The sequence below is a fragment of the Streptomyces sp. SYSU D01066-1 genome (genome assembly GCF_054956795.1).
Genome location: NZ_JBUDHV010000055.1, coordinates 1 through 23,191 on the forward strand (window position 1 = coordinate 1; position 23,191 = coordinate 23,191).

The following is a 23,191-nucleotide window of genomic DNA, read 5'->3' on the forward strand; positions in this document are numbered from 1 at the left end:
CGCGTGGGCGGCCGGCGCGATACCGGCCGCCCACGCGGCCGAGTCCGGTCGTCACGGCGCCGAACACGCCCGGGTGCGGCTTCGGTTCACCCGCTGCGGCAGCCGCCGCCGACGTGCCCACCGCTCGTTCCCCGGGCGCGGGAAGGCCCGTTCACCTTCGTCCTGGTTCGTCGGACAACCCCGTCCCCGGCCGTCTACGCTACGGATAAGCCGAGTCACCCACCGTGTTCGTCCGAGGAGGATCCCTGTGTCATCGCCCTGCGACCCCCAGCACGCTCCCGCCGGCGATGTGGGCGCAGCGCTCATGATGATCGACTCGCGGCTGAAGAGCATCCACGACGGCAAGACCGGCACCGACCCCGAACAGCAGGAGCTGATCGACCAGTTCGCCGCGTCCCTGGGCCCCGGTGGAGTCGATGACGTGCTCGACGGCGCCTGCACCCTCATCTACATGTTCATGCGGTGGCTGCGGATGGCCCACGAGGACCACGGCAAGGACGTCATCGAGTACGTGGTCCCCAACCTGGTGGCCACGATGCGGATGATGCCCAAGAGCGTTCCCCCCGAGACCATCCCCACCATGGCCGGCCTGGTCATCGCCGCGGGCACCGACCTGAGCCCCAGCCTCTGGCGCAAGCAGTACGGGTACTGGACCGAGGAGGAGATGACCCCCTTGGAGGCCACCGCCTTCCTGCTCGCGGAGCACATCAACCGCATCACCGACGATCCCGACTTCGCCACCCGCCTGATCACCGAGGCCCTGACCAGGTCGGACGAGGGCTGACGCACCGCCGCCCGCGTCACCCCAGCAGCGCCTCGGCCTCGGCCAGGACCTCCGTCACCCGCAGGCCGAACGCGGCGTCGCACGGATGCGGACGGCCCGTTCGGACGGCGGCGAGCAGCGCGTCCCCGGCCCGCAGCAGCGCGGGCACGGCCCCCTCCGTGCTCTCCGGGAGCAGCGTCACCCCGGCCTCGCCGCGCAGCTCCACCGTCGCGCCGGCCGCGGCCGGCGGTGCCGTCAGGCTCAGCGTCAGCACGCTCGACGCGCCGCCGGTGTGGTCCAGGACGACCTGCACGGTGTCCCCGGGGCCGGGCGCGGCCGCCGCCACCCGGCGCACGTCACCGAGGACCGGCAGCAGGACGGACAACGCGTGCGGGCCGACATCCCACAGCGCCCCCTTCTCCCGCCGCCACGGCGACCCGGCGAACGGGCTGTCGCCGGTGAACACCGCGCCGAGCCACTGCGCCCGCGCGGTGAACCAGCCGCCCCGCCCCGCCTGTTCGCCGATCCAGGCCTCGACCACCGGCCGGAAGCGGGCGGTGAGGAAGACCACCGACGCCACCCCGGCCGCCCGCACCGCCCCGACCACGGCCCGCCCCTCCTCCGCGGTGGTCGCCAGCGGCTTGTTCAGCAGCAGGTGGCAGCCCGCCCGGGCCGCGCGCACCGCCAGCCCGGCCTGGACCGCCGGGGGCAGCGCGACGGCCACCGCCTCCACGTCCGCCAGCAGGGCGTCCACGTCGTCGTAGGCCCGGGTGCCGTGCCGGTCCGCCAGCTCCCCGGCCGCCTCGGGGCGGCGTCCCCACACGCCGACGAAGTCGAGGCCCTCGTGCCGGCGCAGGGCGGGGGCGTGCGCCAGCTCCGCCCAGGGGCCGGTGCCGAGCAGTCCGATACGCATGCCGCCGCCTCTCCCGGATGCGGGAACGCCGGGCCGGCCTAGACGGCGGACCCGGTCGAGGGCGAGCGTGCCACACCGCTGCGGGACGGCGCATCCCCTCGCGGGTACGTCCGGGAGCGCGGTGCCCCGGCGGGGCGGATGCCCCGGCGGGGCGGGCGCCCTGACGGGCGGGCGTCCGGCGGGCCGGCGGGGCGGTGTCCGCGTGACCGGTGACAGCGGGCACCGGGACGATCGGGGACGGGACCCCGTGCGATCGGAACGGGGCCCGTGCGATCGGGACCGCGCTCCCAGGCCCTCGGGGACGGCGCGCTCACGGGACCGGTGACGGCGGTGCGCTCACGGGACCGGTGATATTGCCGATCCGGCCGGCCCGCCGCCCGCCGACAGTGGAACGGCCAGTCCACCGGCGATGCCCGGCCGGTGCGGCACCGCGAGCCGCGTTCCCCGTGCGCAGGTGCCCGAACGACCCTCCGCCGGGCCCGTCGCCACGAGAGAGAGGACGACCCGTCGTGCACTTCACCCCCCACACCCCCGCCGGTCACCGCGCACCGCGCAGAACGGCCCGCCCGGCCCGGCGCCGGCTGGCCGGCGCGGCGGCGGCGATCACCGCGGTCGTCGGACTCACCACCCTGACCGGCCCGGGCGCCCAGGCCGCCGACAACCCCTACGAGCGCGGCCCGGCCCCCACCGAGTCCAGCATCGAGGCGCTGCGCGGCCCGTACTCCGTGTCGGAGACGTCCGTTTCCTCGCTCAGCGTCACGGGCTTCGGCGGCGGCACCATCTACTACCCGACCAGCACCAGCGACGGCACGTTCGGCGCGGTGGCGATCGCGCCCGGCTTCACGGCGTACCAGTCCTCCATGGCGTGGCTCGGACCGCGGCTGGCCTCGCAGGGCTTCGTGGTGTTCACCATCGACACCAACACCACGCTGGACCAGCCCGCTTCCCGCGGCGAGCAGCTTCTCGCGGCCCTGGACTACCTGACCCAGCGCAGCACCGTGCGCACCCGCGTCGACAGCGGCCGGCTCGGCGTCATGGGCCACTCCATGGGCGGTGGCGGCACGCTGGAGGCGGCCAAGGACCGCCCCTCGCTCCAGGCCGCGATCCCCCTCACACCGTGGAACACCGACAAGACCTGGCCGGAGGTCAGCACCCCGACCCTGATCGTCGGCGCGGACGGGGACACCGTCGCCCCGGTCGCCTCGCACGCCGAGCCGTTCTACGCCAGCCTGCCGTCCAGCACGGACCGCGCCTACCTGGAGCTGAACGCCGCCACGCACTTCTCACCGAACTCGTCGAACACGACGATCGCGAAGTACAGCATTTCCTGGCTGAAGCGGTTCATCGACAACGACACCCGCTACGAGCAGTTCCTGTGCCCGCTGCCGTCGTCGAGCCTGACCATCGAGGAGTACCGGGGCAACTGCCCGCACACCTCCTGACGCTCGTCCGGCACCCTTCGGCGGCGGTCGCCCCTTCGGCGGCCGCCGCCGCTGCTGTGCGGGTGCACGGAGGCGGGCGCGGCGCGCTGGGCAGCGGCACACTTCAAGGCATGGGCATGACCAAGGGGGGCGCAGGTCGGGCGGGACGGCGGTCCGTCCGGCGGTGCGGACCTCTCCCTTCCGCCTCCGGTTACGCGCGCGTAACCTCCCGGGAATGACCGGAGACACGATCGTACGTCCGGCTGTGCGGATGCACGGGCGGAGCACGCAACGGCGGGCGGTCGCCGCCCTGCTGGACCAGTTGCGGACGCACGGCGCCGGACTCGTCGTGACCGGGGAGCCCGGCCTCGGCCGCACCACTCTCCTGCGCTGGGCCGCCCGCGGCTTCACGGCGGGGAACGTCCTCCACCTGAGGGCCGGTCCGGAGGACCCCGCAGGTCCGGCGGCCCCGTACGTGCCTGCCGGCCCCGGCGGGCGGGCGCGGCCCCGGGGGGAGGACGCGTACACGCGCCCCCCGGACCGGGGCGGCCATGAGCGCTCCCGCGGCCACGGCGCACGTGGGGGCGCGTACGCCTGGGACAGCCCGGAGGCCGGGCAGGGACCGCCCGCCCGGGATTGGGAACCGGACGCGGACGGATGGGCCGCCGGACGGCGCACGTCCACGTGGACCCCCGGTCCGGACGTCACGCCGGGTGCGCTGCTCGACGCCTTCCGCGCCGCGGCGCGGGGCGGGCCCCTGCTGGTCTGCGTGGACGACGCCCACCTCTGGGACGCCGCCGGCCGCGCCGCCCTGGGCGCGGTGGCCGGGCGGCCGGACGCCGCGGGACGGGTGGGGCTGCTGCTCTCCGTCGCCGGGCACCGAGCCGTCGACGCGGAGTTCGCCGCCCTGCCCGTCGTCCGGCTGGAGCCGCTGACCCCGGCGCAGGCCACCGCCCTCCTCGACGAGGTGACCGACGGCGCCGTGGAACCCGCCGTCCGCGCCGGACTGCTGGCCGCGGCCGAGGGCAACCCCGCCCTGCTGCACGCCCTGGTCCGCCGCCTGTCCGCCGCCGAACTGCGCGGCCGGCGTCCGCTGCCCCGGCCGCTCGCCGACGCCGGCACCCTGGCCGCCGTGGCGGGGCGGGCCCTGACGGGATTGCCGCCGGACGCCCGGGATCTGCTGCTGACGGCGGCGCTGGCGGCACAGGCGTTTGACGCCCCGGACGCCCCGGAGGCCGACACGGGCCTGGTCCGGGACGCGGTACGGCGGCTGCGGTCCGCCCGGGCGGAGCCGCACCCGGCGCCGCGATCGGAACCGTACCAGGAGCGGCACCAGGACCTGCCCCCGGAACTCGAACCGGTCGCCGAGGGCGGACTGCGCTTCCTCAGCCCGCTGCTGCGGCGGGCCGTGTGCGCCACCGCGGCCCCGAACCGGCGGCGGGACGCGCACCGGGCGCTCGCCGAAGCCCTGGAGGCCGGTGGACAGCGGCTGCCCGGAATGCTGCACCGCTCCTGGTCCGAGGCCGTACCGTCCCCCGCGCTCGGGGACCGGCTCGCGGCCGAGGCGTCCGCGGAGACGGCGCCGGCCTCCCACCGGCTGCGCGCCACGGCGTACGCGCGCGCCGCCGAACTGGCGGTGGACGGCCCGCTCCGCGCGCAGCGGTACACCGCCGCCGCCGAGCAGGAAGTGCTCGCCGGGCGTCCCGACCGGGCACGTCCGCTGCTCGCCGCCGCCCGCGACTGCGCCGCTCCGCCCCCGGTGCGGGGGCGGGCCGAGCTGGTGAGCGGGCTGACCGAACTGCGGGACGGCCCCGTCGAGGACGCCCACCAGTCCCTGCTGCTGGCGGCGTCCCTGCTGGCCGGCCCCGCCCCCGAGCAGGCCGCGGCCGCCGTTCTGGCCGCCGTGGACGCGGCCTGGGCGGCGGGGGACCTGGCCGCCTGCCTGGCCACGCTCGGCACCGGCGAGGGGGCGCGGGGCGCCGTGGGCGACCAACGGCTCGGCATGCGGGCGCTGCTCGAAGGGCGCTTCGACCGCGCGGCCGGACCGCTCGGGCACGTGGTGCGCCGGGCCGGCACCGACGACCGGCCCGAGTCGCTGCTGCGGTCGGCCGCCGCCGCCCTGCTGCTCGGCGAGGTGGAGGCCGCCCGCCGGGCCGGGGCCCGTGCGCTGGCCGCCGCCCGGCACCTGGGGTCGGCCGCGCTCGTCCCCCAGGCCCTGGAGTACCTCGCCTACGCCGAACTGCGCGCGGGCCGGCACGCCCAGGCCCGCGTCCACGCCGAGGAGGGGCTGCGCACCGCGCTGCGGGCCGGACAGCGCAACACGGCGGCGCTGCACCACGCGGTGCTGGCCCTGGCGGCGTCCATCGAGGAGGCCCCGGACGTCGTGGCCCGCCATGTGGACGCCGCCCAGAGCACGGCCCGGCGGCACGGTCTGGCGCAGGCCGCCACCCTCGCCGAGTGGGCGGCGGCCCGCGTCGACCTGGGCCGCGGCCGGCCCCTGGACGCCGCCGACCGGCTCGGCCTGCTGGTCCTGCCCGGCCCGCGGCGCGGCCACTTCGCGGTGTGGCGGCTCGCCGTGCCCTGCTTCGTGGAGGCCGCGGTGCCCGCCGGGCGGCACGAGGAGGCCCGTACGGTACTGGCGGACTTCGCCGACTGGGCGGCGTTCGGCGCCGACCGGCAGTCCGCGGGCCAACTCGCCCGCTGCCGCGCCCTGCTGGCCGCGCCCGAGGAGGCCGACGCGCTCTACCGCGCGGCCCTGGCCCGGCACGACGAGACCGACGGCGGTGACTTCGAGCGGGCCCGTACGGCGCTGCTGTACGGCAAGTGGCTGCGCCGCCGGCGCAGACCGCGGGAGGCCCGGGACCGTCTCGGCGGCGCGCTGGCCGGCTTCGAGCGGTGCGGTGCCGGGGTGTGGGCGGAACAGACGCGCGGCGAACTGCGCGCGATCGGCGGCGCCTCACGCGCCGAGGGCGCGGGCGCGCTGACCCGGCTGACCCCGCAGCAGCTCCGTATCGCGCGCTACGTCGCCGAGGGCGCCACCAACCGTGAGGTGGCGCTGGCCCTCGCGGTCAGCACCCGCACGGTCGACTACCACCTCCGCAAGGTCTTCGCGGCCCTCGGCGTCCGCTCCCGGGTGGAACTGGCCCGCATGGTGGAACAGTCGGAACAGACCGCCGCCCGTTCGTGACCGCGCCGGGCCGTGGCCACGCCCACCCGTGGCGGCGGCCGTCCGTGGCGGCGGCCGTCCGTGGCTGTCGCCGGTCCGTGGCGGCGGGCCGTGCGTGACCACGTCCCTTGTGACCCTGCCCGTCCGTGACCGCCGCCCATCAGTGATCGCCGCCTCCGGCGACCACGCGCCTCACTTCTTCATCAGCGTCTCGAAACCCGTGACGTCGCAGTAGGCCGCCGCGCGGCCCTCGGCGGCCGGATCGGCCTCGACCGCCAGGGCGGTGTCCTGGAGGATGTGGCTGCCGTCGACGTCCAGACCCTCCCGGTCCAGCGCCTTCGCGGCGGCGACGACCGCGTGCCCGGCCACCTCGTCGCCGCCCTCCGCCGCGCGTTCGGCCTGCTGCCAGGCGGCCAGCCTGGTGCAGTAGGTCTCCCGGCGGTTGCGGACCTCCTGGGGATCGGTGCCGGAGCAGCCGGCCGACGCGCACACGACGACGGCGACGGCCGCGGCCGCCACCGCCCGTACGGCACCCCGTCGACCCTCGCGACCGCGTCTCCCGCTCCACCCCGTGCCACGCGTGGACATCTCCGCACTCCCCACCCAGGAACGATCACGGCACCCTACCGGCCGACCCGGCCCGGAGCAGGATTCGTACTGCCGGGGACCTAGGGACCGACCGGACGGTATGCCATCCTTCGGGGCAGGACGAGTCAGGGGACAGCCGCGCACGGGCCGGGCGCCCGGCGCGAGCCGCCGCTGTAAGCCCGAGCCTTGGGGAGGGCCGCGATGCACCACGCCGTACGGTCACGAGCAGCGATCCGCTCCGCACCCGCACCCGTTCCGCGCCCGCGGACCCGCCGCGTCACGTCGCTGATCGACGCCGACGCGCTGCGGGTCCTGCACCGGGCCGCCCGCGTCCTCCTGGACGACCTGTCCGACCTCACCGACCGCCTGGTGGCGGTGCTCCAGGAGCAGGAGCCCGCCTACCGCGCGGCCATGGCCGGCGACCCCACCGGGACCTGGCAGGAGGCGCACCGCTCGCTGCGGCACAGCGTCACCTCGCTGCTCGACCCGCGCAGCAACCGGGAGGCGGCCCGCCGCTGCTCCTGGCGGATCGGCGCCACCCGCGCCGAGCAGGGGCTGCCGCTGGACGCCCTGCTGCACGCGTTCCGTCTCGGCGGCTCCCTGGTGTGGCAGCGCCTCGTGGAGGAGACGAGCCGCACCGCTCCCGAGGACGTACGCCTGCTGGTGCACGTCGCCTCCGACGTGTGGAACTTCGTCGACGAGCACTCCACCCTCGTCGCGGACGCCTACCGGCAGGTCGAGTGGCAGCTCAACCGCCGCCGTGAGAACCGGGCCCGGCTGCTGGCCGCCGCCCTCCTGGACGGCAGCAGCCGCATCGCCGACCTGCCGGAGACCGCCCAGGCGCTGGACCTGCCCGAACACGGCCGGTACGTGGTCGTCGCCGTGGCCGGCGCGCACCCCGCGCGCTGCGACGCCGCCCGCGCCGCGGCCGTACCGGACGGGCGGCGCGTCCACTGGCACGCCGGGGTCGACGCGGACCACGGCATCGTCCTGCTCGACGACGACGGCCTGCCCGGACCGGTGCCCGGCGGCACGGATCTCGCCCCGGGCGTCCGCATCGGCGTCGGCAGCCCCGTCGACGGCTTGGCCGCCGTGGGCGACGCCCGCCGCCTGGCCGACACCGCCCTGAGCATCTGCCCCGCCGGTGGCGGCGCGGTCAGGCTCACCGAGCACCTGCCCGCCGCCCTGGTCGTCTCCAGCCCCGAACTCGGCCACGCCCTCGCCGAGCGGGTGCTCGGCCCGCTGCTGCGGCTGGAGCCCGCCGACCGGGAGGTGCTCCTGGACACCCTGACCACCTGGCTGTCCTGCGACGGTTCCGCGCAACGGGCGGGGGAGCGGCTCTACTGCCACCGCAACACCGTCCTCAACCGGCTGCGCCGCTGCGAGCAACTGACCGGCCGCTCCCTGGCCCGCCCGTCCGACGTCGTCGAGGTCAGCCTCGCCCTTACCGCACGGCGGCTGCTGCCGGACCGGTAGGGCCGGACCGGCAGGGCCGGGCCGCGGACAGCCCGCGGTGCTCCCGCCGGCGCCGGTGCGTGGCGGGCGGGCGCCGGGTCACTCCCGCCACTTCGCCGTCGCGGCGGCCCGCTCGCGCCACTGCCGCACACCCGGCCCGTCCGGCCGCCACCGGTCACAGAACCGCCGCAGCGCCTCGCACCGGTCCAGCATGACCGCCTTGCGCACCGGCCAGGGCGGCACCGCCCCGCCGCAGGCCCGGAAGAAGTGCCCGAGGGCGCCCCGGTGTCCGGGGTGGTGGGCGCGCACGGTCCACTCGCACCACGCCAGGTCCTCCACCGGCTCCCCGACGTGCGCGAACTCCCAGTCGACCACCGCGGTGACCTCGCAGGTGGCGGGGTCGAACAGGGCGTTGTGCGGACCGAAGTCACCGTGCACGAGCACCGCGTCCGCCCGGTGCTCCCCGTCCTCCAGCACACCCGGCGGGATGCCGTGGACGCGGCGCAGCAGCCGGCCGCAGCTCGCCAGGACCGCCGGGGCACGGCCGGCGTCCAGCAGTTCCTGGCCGGGCACCCCCGTCACGAAGCCGAGCGTCAGGGTGTCCGCGGACGCCCCGCGCACCGGTGGCACCGGCAGCCGACCCAGGAGCCGGCCCAGCAGCAGGTGCTCGCGGCGCAGCCGCGCGGCGGCGTCCGGGCCCTCGTAGGTCTTCGTCACGACGGCGCCGTCACCGGCGGTGCGATTGGTGTAGCCGTGCCTCAGCGGACGCATCCGCCGGTCATCCGGCACCCGCGGCGCCACGGCCGCCCCGCGTCCCCCGCCCCGGCCCGCTGGGCGTCCGCACAGAGTCACCGTCCCCGGACTGGGACGCCGCAGCGACCCGGGGCCCGGCGCTGTACCGGCCACCGGCCCCCGTGCTGTCGTGAGCGCGCGTTCCTCCCCGAACGCCCGAACGCCCGGACCCGCGCTTGTGAAGCCCCCGTAACCGTGCCGGTCGCACCGGTACGGCGCCAAGGAGCCGTGATGCCCGAAGCACCACCGGACGAGGCGCCCGCGCTGCACGTCGAGGAAGTCGACGTGACCTACGGCCGCGCCCTGTCCGCCCTCCGTTCCGTGTCGCTGACCGTCCCGCACGGCGGTGTCGTCGCCCTGCTCGGCGCCAACGGCGCCGGCAAGACGACGCTGCTGCGGGCCGTCTCCGGCACGCTGCGCCTGCACCGCGGCGCGGTCACCGCCGGCCGCATCCGCTACGGCGGCACCACCCTCGACGGACGCGACCCGGTGGCGGCCGTCCGCGCCGGGGTCGTCCAGGTGCCCGAGGGCCGCCGGGTGTTCGCCGGGCTCAGCGTCGACGAGAACCTGCGGGCCGGGGGACTGGGACTCACCCGCCGCACCCCCGCCCGTACCCGCGAGGCCCGCGACCGCGTCTTCGCGCTCTTCCCGCGGCTCGCCGAACGCCCCCACCAGGCGGCCGGCCTGCTCTCCGGCGGCGAACAGCAGATGCTCGCCATCGGCCGCGCCCTGATGGCCTCCCCCCGCCTGCTCCTCCTCGACGAACCCTCCCTGGGTCTCGCCCCGATGATGGTCCGGCGGATCGGCGACGTGGTCCGCGAGATCAACGCCCAGGGCACCGCCGTCCTCCTCGTCGAGCAGAACGCCGGCCTGGCCCTCTCCCTCGCCGGCCACGCCCACGTCCTGGAGGTCGGCGAGATCCGCCTGTCCGGACCCGCCGCCGAACTGGCCCGCACGGACGCGGTCCGCCGGCTCTACCTGGGCGAGACCGCCGACGGTCAGGGGGCCGCGTGACCCACCGCACCGACGCGCCGCCCCCGCTGGAGGTCCGGGAGGTGACCGTGCGCTTCGCCGGCCTCACCGCGCTCGACGCGGTGTCGTTCACCGTCGCGCCCGGCACGGTGCACGCCGTCATCGGCCCCAACGGCGCCGGCAAGTCCACCTGCTTCAACGTCCTGTCCGGCCTGTACCGTCCCGCCTTGGGCACCGTCCGGCTCGGCACCACCGAGCTGACCCGGCTGGCCCCGTACAAGATCGCCGCCCTCGGTGTCGCCCGCACCTTCCAGAACATCGTCACCACCCAGGGCACCGTCGCCGACAACCTGATGCTCGGCCGGCACGCCCTGTCCCGCGCCGGGTTCGCCGCCAGCGCCCTGCGGCTGCCGCACGCCGTGCGCGAGCAGCGCGAACACCTCGCCAAGGCCCGCGAGTTCGCCGTCCTCACCGGCCTCGGTGCCCACTTCGACACCCCGGTCGCGCTGCTCTCCTACGGCGACCGCAAGCGCGTGGAACTCGCCCGCGCCCTCTGTCTGGAGCCCCGTGTGCTGCTGCTCGACGAACCCGTGGCCGGGATGAACGCCGGCGAACGGGCCCGCATGACCGAGGTCGTACGGGACGTGCGCGCCGCACTCGGCCTGTCCGTCGTCCTGGTCGAGCACGACATGGGCCTGGTGATGCGGCTGGCCGACGAGGTGACCGTGCTCGACTTCGGCCGCCGCATCGCCCACGGCACCCCGGACGAGGTCCGCCGCGACCCCGAGGTGCTGCGCGCCTACCTCGGCACCGGGGCGACGGGGGAGGACGCCGCATGACCGGTCTGCTCGACAGCCTCCTCAACGGCGTCGCCCTCGGCTCCGTCTACGCCCTGATCGCCCTCGGCTTCGTCACCATCTTCAAGGCGTCCGGCGTCCTCAGCTTCACCCACGGCTCGCTGCTCCTGCTCGGCGGCTACCTCATCGCCGTCCTCCACGACGACCTGACCTTCGCCGGGGCGCTCGCCCTCGCGGTCGTCGTGACGGCCACCGTCGCCGGACTGGTGGACCGGCTCATCCTCCAGCGGATCGGCACCGACCCGCACGCCGCCCACGTGGCCACCATCGCCACCATCGGCATCGACATCGTGCTCCTCACCGACCTCGCCCGGCGCATCGGCGGCGACCTGCTCACCCTCGGCGACCCCTGGGGCGACGCGGTGACCGGGCTGGGCCCGGTGACCGTGGCCGACAGCCGCGTCGCCGCGATCGCCGTCTCCGCCCTCGCCATCGCCGGCGCCTTCGCCCTGTTCCGGTTCACTCCCTGGGGGCTGTCCCTGCGCGCCGCCGCCGAGGACTCCGAGGCCGCCGCCCTGATGGGCGTACGGCTGACCAGGACGCGCATGCTGGCCTGGTGCCTGGCGGGCGCGCTCGCCGCGCTGGCCGCCGTGTTCCTCGCCGCGTTCCCGGCGCCGGGCCTGGAGCGCACCACCGGACAGATCGCCCTGAAGGCCTTCCCGGCCGCGATCCTCGGTGGCATGGCCTCGCCCGTGGGCGCCCTGGTCGGCTCGATGCTGATCGGCCTCACCGAGGCGTTCGTCGCCGGGTACCAGTCCGACCTGCACGTCCTCGGCGAGGGCTTCGGCGACGTCGCCCCGTACGCCGTGATGGTCCTCGTCCTGCTGGTCCGCCCCGCCGGACTGTTCGCGGCGAAGGGAGCGGCCCGTGTCTGACCGTCCCGTCTCCGGCCTCCTCAGGCGCGGCAGGTTCCTGCTCCTCCTCCTGCCGCTGTGCGCGCTCCCCTTCTACCTGGACGCCTTCTGGCTGCGCATCGGCCTGTTCTCCATGGCCGCCGCCATCGGCGCCGTCGGCCTCGGCCTGCTCAGCGGCACCGCCGGGCAGCTCTCCCTCGGCCACGCCTTCTTCCTCGCCGTCGGCGCCTACGGCTACGTATGGCTGGCCGGCGAGGACGGCCCCGGGCTGCCGCCCGCCGCCGCCCTCGTCCTCGCCGTCCTGCTCGCCGGCGCCGCCGGTGGCCTGTTCAGCCCCGTCGCCGGCCGCGTCAAGGGCGTCTACCTCGGCGTCGCCACCCTCGCCCTGGTCTTCCTCGGCCACCACGTGCTGCTCACCGCCGACTCCGTCACCGGCGGCTTCAACGGCAGCTCCGTGCCGCCGCTGGAGATCGGCGGCTTCTCCTTCGACCAGGGCGACGGCCTCGCCGTCCTCGGTGTGCCGTTCGGCGCCGAGGAGCGGCTCTGGTACCTGGGCCTCACCCTGTTCGCCCTGACCTGGTTCACCGCCCGCGGCCTGCTGCGCGGACGCCCGGGGCGTGCCCTGGTCGCCCTGCGCGACAGCGAGACAGCCGCCCGTGTGATGGGCGTGCACGTGGCCAAGTACCGCTCGGCCGCCTTCGTCGTCTCCTCCATGTACGCCGGTCTGGCCGGCGTCCTGCTCGCCCTCGCCTTCCGGCGCGTGGTGCCCGACTACTTCTCCCTCGCCCTCTCCGTCGACTACCTCGCCATGATCGTCATCGGCGGGCTCGGTTCCGTCGCCGGAGCCACCGCGGGCGCCGTCTTCGTCACCGCGCTGCCCCTGCTGATGACCCGCTACGCCGACCAGTTGCCGCTGGTCGCCGCGCCCGGCAGCGGAGACGGCTCGCTCGGCCCGACCGAGGCCGCCCGCTACCTCTACGGCGCCGCGATCGTCGTCGTCCTGCTGTTCGCGCCCGACGGGCTGACGGGCCTGGTCCGCCGCGCCCGCGCCCGCCTCGCCGGCCGCCGTACCCGCCCCGCACCCACCGACCCCGGGGCCGCGCCCCGCCCCCCGGCAACCACCGTACGAGCCAAGGAGCACACCCCGTGAACACGCACCACAGGCCCCGCACCACCAAGATCGCCCTGGCCGCGGCCGTCGCCGCCGTGCTGCTCGCGGGCACGGCCTGCAGCTCCAAGGCCGAGGACGACAAGGCGGGCGGCGGCGCCGACGGCGTCAAGGCCGGCCCCGGCGTCAGCGACGAGACCATCCGACTGGGCGCCCTCACCGACCTGACCGGCCCCTACGCCACCCTCGGCAAGTCCATCGTGCAGGCCCAGCAGATGTGGGCCGACGAGGTCAACGCGGCGGGCGGCATCTGCGACCGCGAGGTCGAGATCGTCGTCAAGGACCACGGCTACGACGTGCAGAAGGCGGTCACCGCCTACGCCGACATCTCCTCCGACGTGGTCGCCCTGCCCCAGGTCATCGGCTCGCCCGTGGTCTCCGCCCTGCTCGACGACATCGAGCGGGACAGCATGCTGACCTTCCCGCAGGCCTGGGCCGCCTCGCTGCTCGACAAGGACGCCGTCCAGGTCCTCGGCACCACCTACGACCTCGACATGATCGCCGCCGTCGACTACCTCACCCGGACCAAGAAGGTCGCCAAGGGCGACACCATCGGGCACGTCTACTTCGAGGGCGACTACGGCGCCAACGCGCTGGAAGGCTCGGAGTGGGCCGGGAAGGAGGCGGGGGTGAAGGTGGTCGGCCAGAAGATCAAGGCCACCGACACCGACCTGTCCGCCCAGGTCTCGGCGCTGCGCAAGGCCGGGGTGAAGGCGGTTCTGATCAGCGCCGGACCCGCCCAGACCGCCTCCCTCGCCGGCGTCGCCGCCTCCCGCGGCCTGACGGTGCCGATCATCTCCAGCGCCCCCGGCTACGCCCCGCAGCTGATGAAGACCCCGGCGGCCAAGGCCCTGGAGGCCATGGTGAACGTGGTCAGCGCCGCGCCGGCGGTCAGCTCCGACCTGCCGGGTGTGAAGAAGATGGTCGCCGCCTACGGCAAGAAGTACCCGGGCTCCCCGGTCGACTCCGGCGTGCTCTCCGGCTACAACGCCGCCCAGTTGCTGGGCGCCGACCTGAAGAAGGCGTGCGAGGGAGGCAGCCTCACCCGCGAGGACGTGGTCAAGGCGCACCGCTCGCAGAAGAACGCCGACACCGGTCTGGGCACCCCGCAGGACTTCACCGACGTCTCCCGGCCCGCCAGCCGCTCCACCTACGTCCTCAAGCCCGACGCCGGGGCGGTGGGCGGCATGGTGACCGTCGAGGAGGCCCACGAGGCGCCCGGCGTCGAGGAGTACCTGGCCTCCCGGGGCTGACGGCGGGGCGACGGCCGGTCCGGTCCGTGACACGCGCGCGGACCGGACCGGTATCGTCACCGTCCGGGTCCGGTGGACACCGGCTCCCTAGGATGTACTGTCAGCGAAGCCAGTGCAGTTGCGCCGTTCGAAGCTGGGGGAATGATGCAGGCCGACAAGCAGCTGTCCAGGGAGATCAACGCCCAGGTGCCGACAGCCGCTCGCATGTACGACTACTACCTCGGCGGCAAGGACAACTACGCGGCCGACCGCGCCGCGGTCGAGGAACTGGACAAGGTCGTCCCCAGCACGCGCCGGCTCGCCCTGAACAACCGGCGCTTCCTGCAGCGCGTGGTCAGGGTCCTCGCCCAGGACTACGGCATCCGCCAGTTCCTGGACCACGGCTCCGGCCTGCCCACCCAGGACAACGTCCACCAGGTCGCCCAGCGCGTCGCCCCCGAATCCAAGGTGGTGTACGTCGACAACGACCCGATGGTGCTGGTCCACGGCCGGGCGCTGCTGGAACAGAACGACCGTACGGCGGTCATCCACGCGGACATGCGCGCCACCGACCAGATCCTCGCGCACCCCGACACCCGGCGGCTGATCGATTTCTCGCAGCCGGTGGCGGTGCTCTTCAACTCGGTCTTCCACTGCATCCCGGACAGCGACACCGACGGTCCGACCGCCGTCGTCCGCCGGGTCACCGAGCGTCTCGCGCCCGGCAGTTACGCGGTGATGTGCCAGCTGGTCAGCGAGGACGCCGAGGTCCGCGACTCCGTCACCGCCTTCATGGACCGGGCCACCCACGGGAACTGGGGCCGGGTGCGTGAGCAGAAGGACGTGGCGGAGTGGTTCGAGGGGATGGAGATCCTGGAGCCGGGCCTGGTGGAGGTGTCCACCTGGCGTCCGGACAGCGAGGTGGTGCCCCGTCAGGTCACCAAGGAGTGGATCGAGTTCGGCGGCGTGGGCCGCATCGGCTAGCGGCTTTTGACGGATCTCCGCGGAAGAAGGAGCGGCGGGGGTGCGTGCCGGGCGTCGTGACGCCGCTCAGATCCGCCGGAAGTCTCCTGGGGCCAGCCGTCACCTCCCCGCCGCCCGCCCCGGAGGCGGGCCGCGTGGCGCCGGGCGTGTGCTCCGACGGTTCCCGGCCGGCGCCGGCCGGAGCGCCGGTCCCTGACCCCCGTACCGGACGTGCCCGCTACTCGGGTGAGGGGCCGGTGCGGCGAGTGGGGTACCCCTTCCGGGGGGGAACGCGCATGGCGCCGCGAGGCGACGGGAAGGTGACGCCGGGCCCCAGCGGCGCCGGGGGAGCGCCCGCTCAGCCGGCGGGGTAGCGCTGCTCGACCGTGCCGCGCAGCAGCTCCACCGACTCGCGCGGGGTGAGCGCCTCGTCGGCCAGCCGGTCCAGGGCGACCCGGTACTCCTCGGTCTCGTCCCGGTCCTCCAGGAAGTTGGCGCTCCTGATGTGCTCCAGGTAGACCACGTCGGGCAGATCGGCGCCGCTGAAGCGCAGATAGGTGACCGGAATGGCGGGCGCCGACGCGTTGGTCACGTTCAGCGGCACGATCTGCAGCGTCACATTGGGCCACGCGGCCGTCCGCACCAGGTGTTCCAGCTGCTCGCGCATCACCTCCGCGCTGCCCAGCACCCGCAGCAGCACGGACTCGTCGATGATCGCCCACACCTGGGGCGCGTCGTCACGGGTCAGCAGCCGGGCGCGTCGCATCCGCAGCTCGACCCGGCGCTGCACCTCGGTCGCGGGCGCGTTCGGCAGTCCGCGCTCCACCACGGCGCGGGCGTAGGCGGCGGTCTGCAGCAGACCGGGAACGTACTGGATCTCGAAGGTCCGGATGGTCGCGGCGGCCTCCTGGAGCCCCACCAGCCGGTCGAACCACTGCGGCATCAGCCGCTTGTCGTACCTCTGCCACCAGCCCGGCTCACCGGCCCGGCGCAACAGCTTGATCAGCGTCGACGCCTCGTAGGGGTCGGTCCCGTAGAGCGTCAGCAGGGTCCGGACGTCGGTCTCCGTCGGGGGCCTGAGGCCCTTGCCGGACTCGATGCGCGAGAGCTTCGCCGCGCTGAAGCCCGCCTCGCGGGCCGCCTGTTCCTGGGACAGGCCGGCGTCCTCGCGGATGCCCGCCAACTGGACGCCCACCAGCATCTTCAGCAGGGTGGGCGCGGGCTCGGACCGGTCCAGATAGGGCTCTAGACGGGAGAGACGAGGCGACGACGCGGCGGACATACCTGACTCCCAGCGGACCGGCAGACTTGGGGAACAGATTATCCCATCCTGCCGGTCCGCACCGCATCGGCCTCTGGACAGGGGGCATTTGACCTGCCGTTGACCTCCGCTCGCGGCGGAGGACGTCACACCAGGTGGTCGAACTCGCCGTCCTTCGCCCCGGCCAGGAACGCGGCCACCTCGGCGGGGGTGTAGACGAGCGCCGGCCCGTCCGGGTCACGGGAGTTGCGCAGCGCGATGCCGCCGTCCACCCGGGCGACCTCGACGCAGTTGCCCTCCGCGTTGCTGTGCCGGCTCTTGGTCCAGTTGGCGTCCAACGAACTCGCCTGTACGCCGTTGTGTACTGGGGGCACCGTGGTCTCCTTGCCGTGTTCGGGGGAGGGGGAGGGAGCGGACGGCGGCTTCTCGGCCCCGCGCGCTCCCAGCCGATTTTTCGCGCAATTTCTCGTGCAATTGCACGCGAGCGTTGTCGGCGTGGATAATAGCCGTGACGCAACTCCCGCGTCGACGCCCCATGCTGACTCCGTATCAGGGAGGCGCCATGCCGTCATCCGCGTACCCCGTGCCCCGGCCGTCGAGCGCGTGCGCGGCGGCGGACGCGCCGGGCCGGACCGCGGTGCGGCCGGTGTCCGCCCGTCCGCGGAGGCGGGCCGCGCCCGCAGGCCGGGAGCGATCCCGTGCCCTGGGGCGCCGTTCCGCTCCGGCCGGTGATCGCGCCGCGCGGGAGCACGAGCGCGGTCCGCGCGCCGCCGACAGGCCGGCCGGCGCCCGGGGACACACGCCCCGGCTCCCACGGACACGACCGTCCGGGCCGGTGCTCCGCTCCCGCCCCTGACCCGATCCGACCGCCGCGGAAAGGCCCCCACGCCATGCGCACCGCTTTGACCTCGCAGCCGAGCACCCAGCGCGCCGACCGCCGGACGCCGTCGGCCCGCCCCGCCCGGGGCGCGTCCCTGCCCGGACTCGACCAGGTGCCCTGGGAGCGCATCCAGGACTCCAGCGGCTCCGCCGCCGGCATCCCCGCCCTGCTCGACCGGGTGGCGACCGGCGATGCGCAGGACGCCCGGGCGGCCCTCGCCGAACTGCGCGCCCGCGTCTGCCAGTACGGCTTCGTCGTCGAGCAGGCGACCGCCGCCACGGTCCCCTTCCTGTGGGAGCTGGCCCAGCGGCCCGAGGTGGCCTGCCGGGCGCAGATCATCCGGCTGCTCCGCAGCATCGCGGACGCCCGGCAGTGGGAGAGAACCGCCGCCGTCTACCCCAAGCTGCTCAACCACCGGGAGAACCCCGTGGTCTGGGAGCGCGCGGCCCGTCAGGCCGTCCGTGCCCGGCGCGGCGCCCTGGAGCGGCTGATGGCGGAGGGCGACACCGAGATCACCCGCGTCACCTCCGAACTGGCTCGCACGCTGCGGGAGTAGACCCGCGCGCCCCGGAACGGGACCCGCGCCCTCCACGGGGGTGGGGGCGCGGGTCTCCCGGTGCGTGGGACGGTGTGGCGGACTCCTGGCCGAACCGGGTAGGAAAGCGCTTGCCCCACCCACGGCAGCACAGGAGGACCACGCCGATGGCGTCGTCGTTGGAAAAGCCGCTCGACCACCGCTACCGCGGCGAGCACCCCATACGCACCCTCGTCTACCTGTTCCGCGCCGACCGCAACCGCCTGGTCGGCGCGGTCGTCGTCTTCACGGTCAAGCACAGCCCCGTCTGGCTGCTGCCCCTGATCACCGCCACCATCATCGACACGGTCGTCCAGCACCGGCCGGTCGGCGAACTGTGGACCAGCACCGGGATCATCATGTTCATCCTGGTGGTCAACTACCCGCTGCACCTGCTGTACGTCCGTCTCCTGTACGGCAGCATCCGCCGCATGGGCACCACGCTGCGCTCCGCGCTGTGCACCCGCATGCAGCAGCTCTCCATCGGCTACCACTCCCGGGTCAGCGCCGGTGTGCTCCAGGCGAAGGTGGTGCGCGACGTCGAGACGGTGGAGACGGCCGTACAGCAGACCGCGGAGAACGGGCTCGGCGCCCTCACCGTGCTCACCGGCGGCCTGGTCATCATCGCCGTGCGCACCCCCGAGTTCCTCCCCGTCTTCCTCGTCGTCGTGCCCGCCGCCTCGCTGCTGGTCGCCACGTTGCGGGCCCGGCTGCGCAGCCACAACGAGCACTTCCGTCACGAGGTGGAGACCCTGTCGTCCCGGGTCACGGAGATGACCCGGCTGATACCGGTCACCCGGGCCCACGGCCTGGAGCGCAAGGCGCTGCGCCGCATGGACGGCACCCTGGACCGCCTGCTCACCTCCGCCCTCCGCCTCGACCTCGTCAACGGCCGCTTCGGCTCGGCCGCCTGGGTGCTCCTCAACGTGATCGGTGTCCTGGTCCTGGCCGGTGCCGCGCTGATCTCGTACTACGACGTGTGGGGCGTCACCGCCGGTGACGTCGTCATGCTCAGCGCGTTCCTCACCACCCTCACCAACTCCACGACGACGCTGGCGAGCCTCGCCCCGGTCATCACCAAGGGCCTGGAGTCCGTCCGTTCGGTCGGCGAGGTCCTCCAGGCGCCCGAGCTGGAGGACAACGAGGGCAAGGCGGAACTGGGCGAGCTGCGCGGCGCCGTCACCTTCGAGAACGTCGGTCACGTCTACGACGGCGACGGGCGGCCCGCGGTGCGGGACTTCACCCTCGACGTCGCGCCCGGCGAGACGATCGCGCTGGTGGGCGCCTCCGGCGCGGGCAAGTCCACCGTGCTCAACCTCGTCATCGGATTCCTGCGCCCCACCTCCGGCCGGCTGCTCCTGGACGGCACCGACATGAACACCCTCGACCTGCGCACCTACCGGCGGTTCGTGTCGGTGGTGCCGCAGGAGTCCATCCTCTTCGACGGCACCGTCAGGGAGAACGTCGCCTACGGCATGGACGACGCCGACGAGGAGACGGTGCGCGCCGCGCTGCGCGACGCCAACGCGCTGGAATTCGTCGACCGGCTGCCGCAGGGCCTGGACACCCTGGTCGGTGAGCACGGCGCCCGGCTGTCCGGCGGGCAGCGCCAGCGCCTCGCCATCGCCCGTGCCCTGATCCGCGACCCCCGGGTGCTGGTCCTGGACGAGGCGACCTCGGCGCTGGACACCCGGTCGGAGGCGCTGGTCCAGCAGGCCCTCGCCCGGCTGCTGCGCGGGCGCACCACGTTCGTCGTGGCCCACCGGCTCTCCACCGTGCGGGGCGCGGACCGGATCGTCGTGATGGGGGAGGGGCGGATCGAGGAGATCGGCACCCACGAGGAACTGCTCGGCCGCGGCGGGGCGTACGCCGCGCTGCACGGCGGCCAGGCGGCCTGACCGCCCGGCGGGGCCGTCACGCGGCGCTGCTCCTGGGCACCCGCCGGGCGCAGCCCGCGTCGTGGTCGCCGCCCAGGCTCGTCCACCAGCGTTCGCAGCAGGCCGCGTCCAGCTCGGCCCGGACCAGCGCGTCGGCGGCCCCGCGCGCCGCCGGCGCGCGGGACGGGCGTACCGGCGCGCGCCGCCGGCCGGCCATGGCCCGCAGGTCGGCGATGACCGTCTCACGGACCACGGCGATCAGCGGTACCGCGCTGGCGCCGGCGAACACGGCGGTGGCCCACAGCGGGCCGTACCGCAGTTCCAGGACCGCGGCCCAGGCGAGTCCCGTACTGGTGGCGACGTAGAGGGCGCAGAGCAGGCGGCTGGATCGCGTCATCGGGGAACACCGTTCGTCGAGGATGCCGTACAGGCTGCTCAACGCGGGGCGACGGGCCGGGGAAGCGGGGGTGTACCGGCCCTTTTCGGCCATGTCGCCATCCGTTCATCGAGACGGATGGTCGGTAAGCGTAGAAAACCGGTCAATCGAAAGCCGTGATGCGCACGTTGCGAATGATTCGGCCGGGTCCGGGCAGGCGCAGTGAAAATCGAGAGAGGGGCGCTACGTGCTGGTACCGGACTCGAAGGTCATCAGGGAACTGCTGACGCGATACGCGGCACTGCGGATCGCGCAGGCGGAGCGGGAGAGGCCGGCGACGGCACGCGAGCTGGCAGATGTCAGCTACACGTTGTGCGTGATGACGGGGACCACCGACATCCACGACGCGGTGGCGGCCGCGGACGCCCTGCTGCTCGCCGGGGCGGCCGGCCCGGACGAGAAGAGCGGTCTGCCGCTGGCCGTGTGATCCCGGCCGGGCCCGCCGGTCCGGTCCTTTTCCCGCGGACCGCCCCGGAGCTGGCGGGAATCCGTCGGAAGCTGTCATTCCCGCCCCTGTGCGATCACTCGGCGGCTTTCTAGCGTGGGGCTCCGAACCACGCCGATCACCTCGCACCGGAGCCCGACCGATGACAAAACTGCTGCTGTCCCTGCACGTCCTGGCCGCCATCGTCGCCATCGGTCCCGTCACGGTGGCCGCCAGCATGTTCCCGCCGGCGGTCCGCCGCGCGGCGCCGCCCGCGGGGGGCGCGGCCGGGGAGATCGGCGGGGCGGGCGGTCTGGGCGCCGTCCGGCTGCTGCACCGCGTCTGCCGCGTCTACGCGGGTCTGGGCATCGCCGTTCCGCTCCTCGGCCTCGTCACCGCCCAGGCGATGGGCGTACTCGGCGACGCCTGGCTCATCGCCTCCGTCGCGCTGACCGCCGTCGCGGCCGGCCTCCTCGTGATCCTCGTCCTGCCCGGTCAGGAGGACCTCCTGGAGCGACTGGCCGACGGGCGGACCGTGGAGCGCGCCGGCACCGTCCGGCTCGCCATGGCCACCGGCCTGTTCAACCTGCTGTGGGCCACCGTCACCGTCCTGATGATCGTCCGCCCGGGCTCCACGACCGGCGCCTGAGCCGGAGCGCGGCCCCGGCGTCGACAGCTCGGGCGCCGTGCTCGGCGACGGTTCGGGCGCCGTGCCCGGCCCGCATCCCGCCCGTCCGGCTCCGGCCGCCGTCGTGCCCGGCCCGGCCGGGATCCTCCCGCCCCTGCCGCACACCCGTCCGCCCTCCCGTCCGCACTGTCGGCGGCACCGGAGGGCGTCGGCGTCGGCCTCGTCGCGGAGACCGCCGGGTTCCCGCCGGTGGCGGCGGGCGCCTTCGTGACGGGCGCGGACCCGGCCCACGGCCCGTCGGCCGGCCTCGCCCCGCGGGCCGCGCGGACGGTCACCGCGCCGACCGCCGGGGCGTGGTCGCCGCGCCGGTGTGACGTGTGTCCGGCACCCGGCGGCCCCGGCGCCGCGCCGGTCCCGCGAGCCGCCGCCACCGGACGGGACGGACCGGGGAGACCGCACGGCACTAGACTGCTCAGTCGCGCCTGGGTCCCAGGGGCGGACGACAGGAAAGGCGCATTGACGGATGTTCCAGGATTCCCCCATCTACGACCGGCTCGTCGCCGAATGCGGTGATGTCCCCACGGTGGTGCGGCGGGAGGCGGAGCGGGTGAACAGGGAACTGGAGGCCGTCATGCGTCCGATGCTCTCCTTTGGCCGCGAACGCCCGCCGTCCCCCGGCAACGGCTGGCAGCGCACCGCCCTGCTGCCCGGCCCGAACTGACCGGCCGGCCGGGCCGGTCGCCGGACGGCGGCGGTCAGCGCACCGCCGCGCCGGCGCCGCCCGCGCTCTCCCGGCCGTCGGCCGGCTCCGGCTCCCCGGCACCGGGCCGGGCGAGCCACGCGGCGATGGTCCGCGCGATGGGCTGGCCGGTGTCCACCTCCACGAAGCCGAACTGCCCCGACTGGTTGCACTCCAGGAACCACCAGGTGCCGTCGCCGTCCTCGGCGAAGTCGAAGGCCCCGTAGGCCAGCCGGGCCTCCCGGACGTAGGCGAGCACGGCCGCCGCGACCCGCGGCGCCACCTCGGTGGGGCGCCACGGCTCGGCGGACCCGTCGAAACGGACGTCCACTTCGGCCGAGTCCGCAGTGGCCGCCTTGCGGGCGGCCAGCAGCCGGTCGCCGACGACGGTCAGCCGGATGTCGGCCCGCTTGGCCACCCGCCGTTGCAGCAGCGTGGGACCGAAGGCGACCGCGGAGAAGTCCGCCTCGGGGGAGACCCGGCTGGTCGGCACCGCCCGCGGCGGATCCTGGGGGTGCGCGCCCGAGACGGGCTTGACCACCAGGTCCGGGTAGCGCTCGGCGAACTCGCGGGCCGCGCGCGGGAACGTCGTGATCAGCGTGGCCGGCACCGGCAGCCCGCACTGCTGGGCGAGCCGCAGCTGCCAGGGCTTGTGCCGGGCCCGGTGGGCCGCGTCCGGATGGTTCATCCACCGCGCTCCGCAGCCGCGCAGCATGCCGTACAGGGCCTGCGAGGACTCCTCGGTCAGCCACCGTGAGGGGGTGACGGCCCGAGCGGCGGGGGTACCCGGCCTGCGCACCCAGACGGAACGCAGCCCGCCGATGCTCACCAGCCGGCCCCCCGAGGACAGGTGCCCGCGGAAGGAGCCGTGGACGAACTCCCCGGACAGGGCGACGGAATCGGTCAGGTCGGCCGGGTCCAGACGCACCACCGGCACGCCCGACTCGTTCAGGTGCACGACCACCATGTCCGCCGTGACGTCCTCTTCACAGGTCAGGATCAACACGGTCATCGGAGACGGTCCGTGTTCAGTCGTCGAAGTGGGTCTTCGAGCCCGCGGTGGACGTGGTGGTCCCCAGCTCCCTCAGCAACGCGTGGTCGCCGGCGGCCACGCGTCCGTCACGGAGCACGTTCAACTGCAGTCCGGAGTCGTAGACGTACGGAGCGGCGAACTCCAACTCCCCTACGGGACGTGCGTAGTCGAGCGCGAACGGTTGCATCGTCTCTC

General features: G+C 74.9%; 23 protein-coding genes. 15 read left to right on the top strand and 8 right to left on the bottom strand.

What is annotated here, in order from left to right; genetic code table 11:
- The first annotated feature begins 247 nt into the window (after positions 1 to 247).
- Entirely contained in the window at positions 248 to 784 is a 537-nt protein-coding gene (locus ACY1JF_RS30745) for a hypothetical protein (RefSeq protein WP_215166978.1), read from the top strand.
- Positions 785 to 800: 16 nt separating this feature from the next.
- Here the strand turns inward: ACY1JF_RS30745 and ACY1JF_RS30750 are convergent, their stop codons facing one another.
- Entirely contained in the window at positions 801 to 1,676 is an 876-nt protein-coding gene (locus tag ACY1JF_RS30750) for a Gfo/Idh/MocA family protein (RefSeq protein WP_462708555.1), read from the bottom strand.
- Between the two features lie 509 nt (positions 1,677 to 2,185).
- On the opposite strand from ACY1JF_RS30750, the gene bdeA reads away from it, so the two are divergent.
- Together bdeA and ACY1JF_RS30760 are read left to right on the top strand one after the other, a co-directional pair.
- Positions 2,186 to 3,118, top strand: coding sequence for a bis(hydroxyethyl) terephthalate hydrolase (gene bdeA, locus ACY1JF_RS30755; RefSeq protein WP_462708556.1), 933 nt, complete (start codon positions 2,186 to 2,188; stop codon positions 3,116 to 3,118).
- 214 nt (positions 3,119 to 3,332) lie between these two features.
- Positions 3,333 to 6,284, top strand: a complete 2,952-nt coding sequence (locus ACY1JF_RS30760; RefSeq protein ID WP_462708557.1) for a LuxR C-terminal-related transcriptional regulator — start codon at positions 3,333 to 3,335, stop codon at positions 6,282 to 6,284.
- 171 nt (positions 6,285 to 6,455) lie between these two features.
- Here the strand turns inward: ACY1JF_RS30760 and ACY1JF_RS30765 are convergent, their stop codons facing one another.
- Positions 6,456 to 6,782: a hypothetical protein gene (locus tag ACY1JF_RS30765; RefSeq protein WP_462708558.1), complete on the bottom strand. Its 327-nt coding sequence runs from the start codon at positions 6,780 to 6,782 to the stop codon at positions 6,456 to 6,458.
- 270 nt (positions 6,783 to 7,052) lie between these two features.
- Between ACY1JF_RS30765 and ACY1JF_RS30770 the strand changes: the two genes are divergently transcribed.
- The gene (locus ACY1JF_RS30770) at positions 7,053 to 8,327 is read left to right on the top strand and encodes a PucR family transcriptional regulator (RefSeq protein ID WP_462708559.1); all 1,275 of its coding nucleotides are present in this window, start codon (positions 7,053 to 7,055) and stop codon (positions 8,325 to 8,327) included.
- A gap of 78 nt (positions 8,328 to 8,405) precedes the next feature.
- Here ACY1JF_RS30770 and ACY1JF_RS30775 read toward each other — a convergent pair whose 3' ends face one another.
- The gene (locus tag ACY1JF_RS30775; protein ID WP_462708560.1) at positions 8,406 to 9,077 is read right to left on the bottom strand and encodes an aminoglycoside phosphotransferase family protein; all 672 of its coding nucleotides are present in this window, start codon (positions 9,075 to 9,077) and stop codon (positions 8,406 to 8,408) included.
- A gap of 252 nt (positions 9,078 to 9,329) precedes the next feature.
- On the opposite strand from ACY1JF_RS30775, the gene ACY1JF_RS30780 reads away from it, so the two are divergent.
- The 6 genes from ACY1JF_RS30780 to ACY1JF_RS30805 all read left to right on the top strand — a co-directional run bounded on the left by ACY1JF_RS30780 (position 9,330) and on the right by ACY1JF_RS30805 (position 15,165).
- Positions 9,330 to 10,112 (top strand): ABC transporter ATP-binding protein, encoded by a 783-nt coding sequence (locus tag ACY1JF_RS30780; protein ID WP_462708561.1) that lies wholly within the window; start codon positions 9,330 to 9,332, stop codon positions 10,110 to 10,112.
- A complete protein-coding gene (locus ACY1JF_RS30785) occupies positions 10,109 to 10,909 on the top strand; it encodes an ABC transporter ATP-binding protein (protein ID WP_462708562.1) in 801 nt (266 codons plus the stop codon). Before ACY1JF_RS30780 ends, ACY1JF_RS30785 begins: the two co-directional genes overlap by 4 nt.
- Entirely contained in the window at positions 10,906 to 11,802 is an 897-nt protein-coding gene (locus ACY1JF_RS30790) for a branched-chain amino acid ABC transporter permease (protein WP_462708563.1), read from the top strand. The genes ACY1JF_RS30785 and ACY1JF_RS30790 overlap by 4 nt, the downstream gene beginning before the upstream one ends.
- On the top strand, positions 11,795 to 12,931 hold the full coding sequence (locus tag ACY1JF_RS30795) for a branched-chain amino acid ABC transporter permease (RefSeq protein WP_462708564.1): 1,137 nt from the start codon (positions 11,795 to 11,797) through the stop codon (positions 12,929 to 12,931). Before ACY1JF_RS30790 ends, ACY1JF_RS30795 begins: the two co-directional genes overlap by 8 nt.
- Positions 12,928 to 14,202: an ABC transporter substrate-binding protein gene (locus ACY1JF_RS30800; protein ID WP_462708565.1), complete on the top strand. Its 1,275-nt coding sequence runs from the start codon at positions 12,928 to 12,930 to the stop codon at positions 14,200 to 14,202. The genes ACY1JF_RS30795 and ACY1JF_RS30800 overlap by 4 nt, the downstream gene beginning before the upstream one ends.
- 144 nt (positions 14,203 to 14,346) lie before the next feature.
- Positions 14,347 to 15,165 carry an SAM-dependent methyltransferase gene (locus ACY1JF_RS30805; protein ID WP_462708587.1) on the top strand — a complete coding sequence of 273 codons (819 nt, stop codon included), beginning with the start codon at positions 14,347 to 14,349 and terminating at the stop codon, positions 15,163 to 15,165.
- 337 nt (positions 15,166 to 15,502) lie between these two features.
- Here the strand turns inward: ACY1JF_RS30805 and ACY1JF_RS30810 are convergent, their stop codons facing one another.
- Positions 15,503 to 16,426 carry a helix-turn-helix domain-containing protein gene (locus ACY1JF_RS30810; RefSeq protein WP_462708566.1) on the bottom strand — a complete coding sequence of 308 codons (924 nt, stop codon included), beginning with the start codon at positions 16,424 to 16,426 and terminating at the stop codon, positions 15,503 to 15,505.
- A gap of 125 nt (positions 16,427 to 16,551) precedes the next feature.
- Positions 16,552 to 16,779 (bottom strand): DUF397 domain-containing protein, encoded by a 228-nt coding sequence (locus ACY1JF_RS30815; protein WP_462708567.1) that lies wholly within the window; start codon positions 16,777 to 16,779, stop codon positions 16,552 to 16,554.
- A 516-nt stretch (positions 16,780 to 17,295) separates the two neighbouring features.
- On the opposite strand from ACY1JF_RS30815, the gene ACY1JF_RS30820 reads away from it, so the two are divergent.
- Positions 17,296 to 17,841, top strand: a complete 546-nt coding sequence (locus ACY1JF_RS30820; protein ID WP_462708568.1) for a hypothetical protein — start codon at positions 17,296 to 17,298, stop codon at positions 17,839 to 17,841.
- A 146-nt stretch (positions 17,842 to 17,987) separates the two neighbouring features.
- Positions 17,988 to 19,757 carry an ABC transporter ATP-binding protein gene (locus ACY1JF_RS30825; protein ID WP_462708569.1) on the top strand — a complete coding sequence of 590 codons (1,770 nt, stop codon included), beginning with the start codon at positions 17,988 to 17,990 and terminating at the stop codon, positions 19,755 to 19,757.
- A 16-nt stretch (positions 19,758 to 19,773) separates the two neighbouring features.
- Here the strand turns inward: ACY1JF_RS30825 and ACY1JF_RS30830 are convergent, their stop codons facing one another.
- The gene (locus ACY1JF_RS30830) at positions 19,774 to 20,226 is read right to left on the bottom strand and encodes a hypothetical protein (protein WP_462708570.1); all 453 of its coding nucleotides are present in this window, start codon (positions 20,224 to 20,226) and stop codon (positions 19,774 to 19,776) included.
- A 133-nt stretch (positions 20,227 to 20,359) separates the two neighbouring features.
- Between ACY1JF_RS30830 and ACY1JF_RS30835 the strand changes: the two genes are divergently transcribed.
- The 3 genes from ACY1JF_RS30835 to ACY1JF_RS30845 all read left to right on the top strand — a co-directional run bounded on the left by ACY1JF_RS30835 (position 20,360) and on the right by ACY1JF_RS30845 (position 21,945).
- Positions 20,360 to 20,599 carry a DUF5133 domain-containing protein gene (locus tag ACY1JF_RS30835; protein WP_462708571.1) on the top strand — a complete coding sequence of 80 codons (240 nt, stop codon included), beginning with the start codon at positions 20,360 to 20,362 and terminating at the stop codon, positions 20,597 to 20,599.
- Between the two features lie 160 nt (positions 20,600 to 20,759).
- Positions 20,760 to 21,245 (top strand): hypothetical protein, encoded by a 486-nt coding sequence (locus ACY1JF_RS30840; RefSeq protein ID WP_462708572.1) that lies wholly within the window; start codon positions 20,760 to 20,762, stop codon positions 21,243 to 21,245.
- Positions 21,246 to 21,747: 502 nt separating this feature from the next.
- Entirely contained in the window at positions 21,748 to 21,945 is a 198-nt protein-coding gene (locus ACY1JF_RS30845) for a hypothetical protein (RefSeq protein ID WP_462708573.1), read from the top strand.
- A gap of 34 nt (positions 21,946 to 21,979) precedes the next feature.
- On the opposite strand, the gene tgmB is transcribed toward ACY1JF_RS30845, so the two are convergent.
- Positions 21,980 to 22,975, bottom strand: coding sequence for an ATP-grasp ribosomal peptide maturase (gene tgmB / locus ACY1JF_RS30850; RefSeq protein ID WP_462708574.1), 996 nt, complete (start codon positions 22,973 to 22,975; stop codon positions 21,980 to 21,982).
- 16 nt (positions 22,976 to 22,991) lie between these two features.
- A complete protein-coding gene (tgmA, locus tag ACY1JF_RS30855; RefSeq protein WP_215167000.1) occupies positions 22,992 to 23,183 on the bottom strand; it encodes a putative ATP-grasp-modified RiPP in 192 nt (63 codons plus the stop codon).
- Positions 23,184 to 23,191: the final 8 nt, after the last annotated feature.

Coding starts and splice junctions, on each gene's coding strand:
- ACY1JF_RS30820 (WP_462708568.1), top strand. CDS start 17,296: ATGCGCACCGCTTTGACCTCGCAGCCGAGCACCCAGCGCGCCGACCGC.
- ACY1JF_RS30830 (WP_462708570.1), bottom strand. CDS start 20,226: ATGGCCGAAAAGGGCCGGTACACCCCCGCTTCCCCGGCCCGTCGCCCC.
- ACY1JF_RS30760 (WP_462708557.1), top strand. CDS start 3,333: ATGACCGGAGACACGATCGTACGTCCGGCTGTGCGGATGCACGGGCGG.
- tgmA (WP_215167000.1), bottom strand. CDS start 23,183: ATGCAACCGTTCGCGCTCGACTACGCACGTCCCGTAGGGGAGTTGGAG.
- ACY1JF_RS30775 (WP_462708560.1), bottom strand. CDS start 9,077: ATGCGTCCGCTGAGGCACGGCTACACCAATCGCACCGCCGGTGACGGC.
- ACY1JF_RS30845 (WP_462708573.1), top strand. CDS start 21,748: ATGTTCCAGGATTCCCCCATCTACGACCGGCTCGTCGCCGAATGCGGT.
- ACY1JF_RS30750 (WP_462708555.1), bottom strand. CDS start 1,676: ATGCGTATCGGACTGCTCGGCACCGGCCCCTGGGCGGAGCTGGCGCAC.
- ACY1JF_RS30770 (WP_462708559.1), top strand. CDS start 7,053: ATGCACCACGCCGTACGGTCACGAGCAGCGATCCGCTCCGCACCCGCA.
- ACY1JF_RS30840 (WP_462708572.1), top strand. CDS start 20,760: ATGACAAAACTGCTGCTGTCCCTGCACGTCCTGGCCGCCATCGTCGCC.
- ACY1JF_RS30790 (WP_462708563.1), top strand. CDS start 10,906: ATGACCGGTCTGCTCGACAGCCTCCTCAACGGCGTCGCCCTCGGCTCC.
- ACY1JF_RS30805 (WP_462708587.1), top strand. CDS start 14,347: ATGCAGGCCGACAAGCAGCTGTCCAGGGAGATCAACGCCCAGGTGCCG.
- ACY1JF_RS30810 (WP_462708566.1), bottom strand. CDS start 16,426: ATGTCCGCCGCGTCGTCGCCTCGTCTCTCCCGTCTAGAGCCCTATCTG.
- ACY1JF_RS30780 (WP_462708561.1), top strand. CDS start 9,330: ATGCCCGAAGCACCACCGGACGAGGCGCCCGCGCTGCACGTCGAGGAA.
- ACY1JF_RS30825 (WP_462708569.1), top strand. CDS start 17,988: ATGGCGTCGTCGTTGGAAAAGCCGCTCGACCACCGCTACCGCGGCGAG.
- tgmB (WP_462708574.1), bottom strand. CDS start 22,975: ATGACCGTGTTGATCCTGACCTGTGAAGAGGACGTCACGGCGGACATG.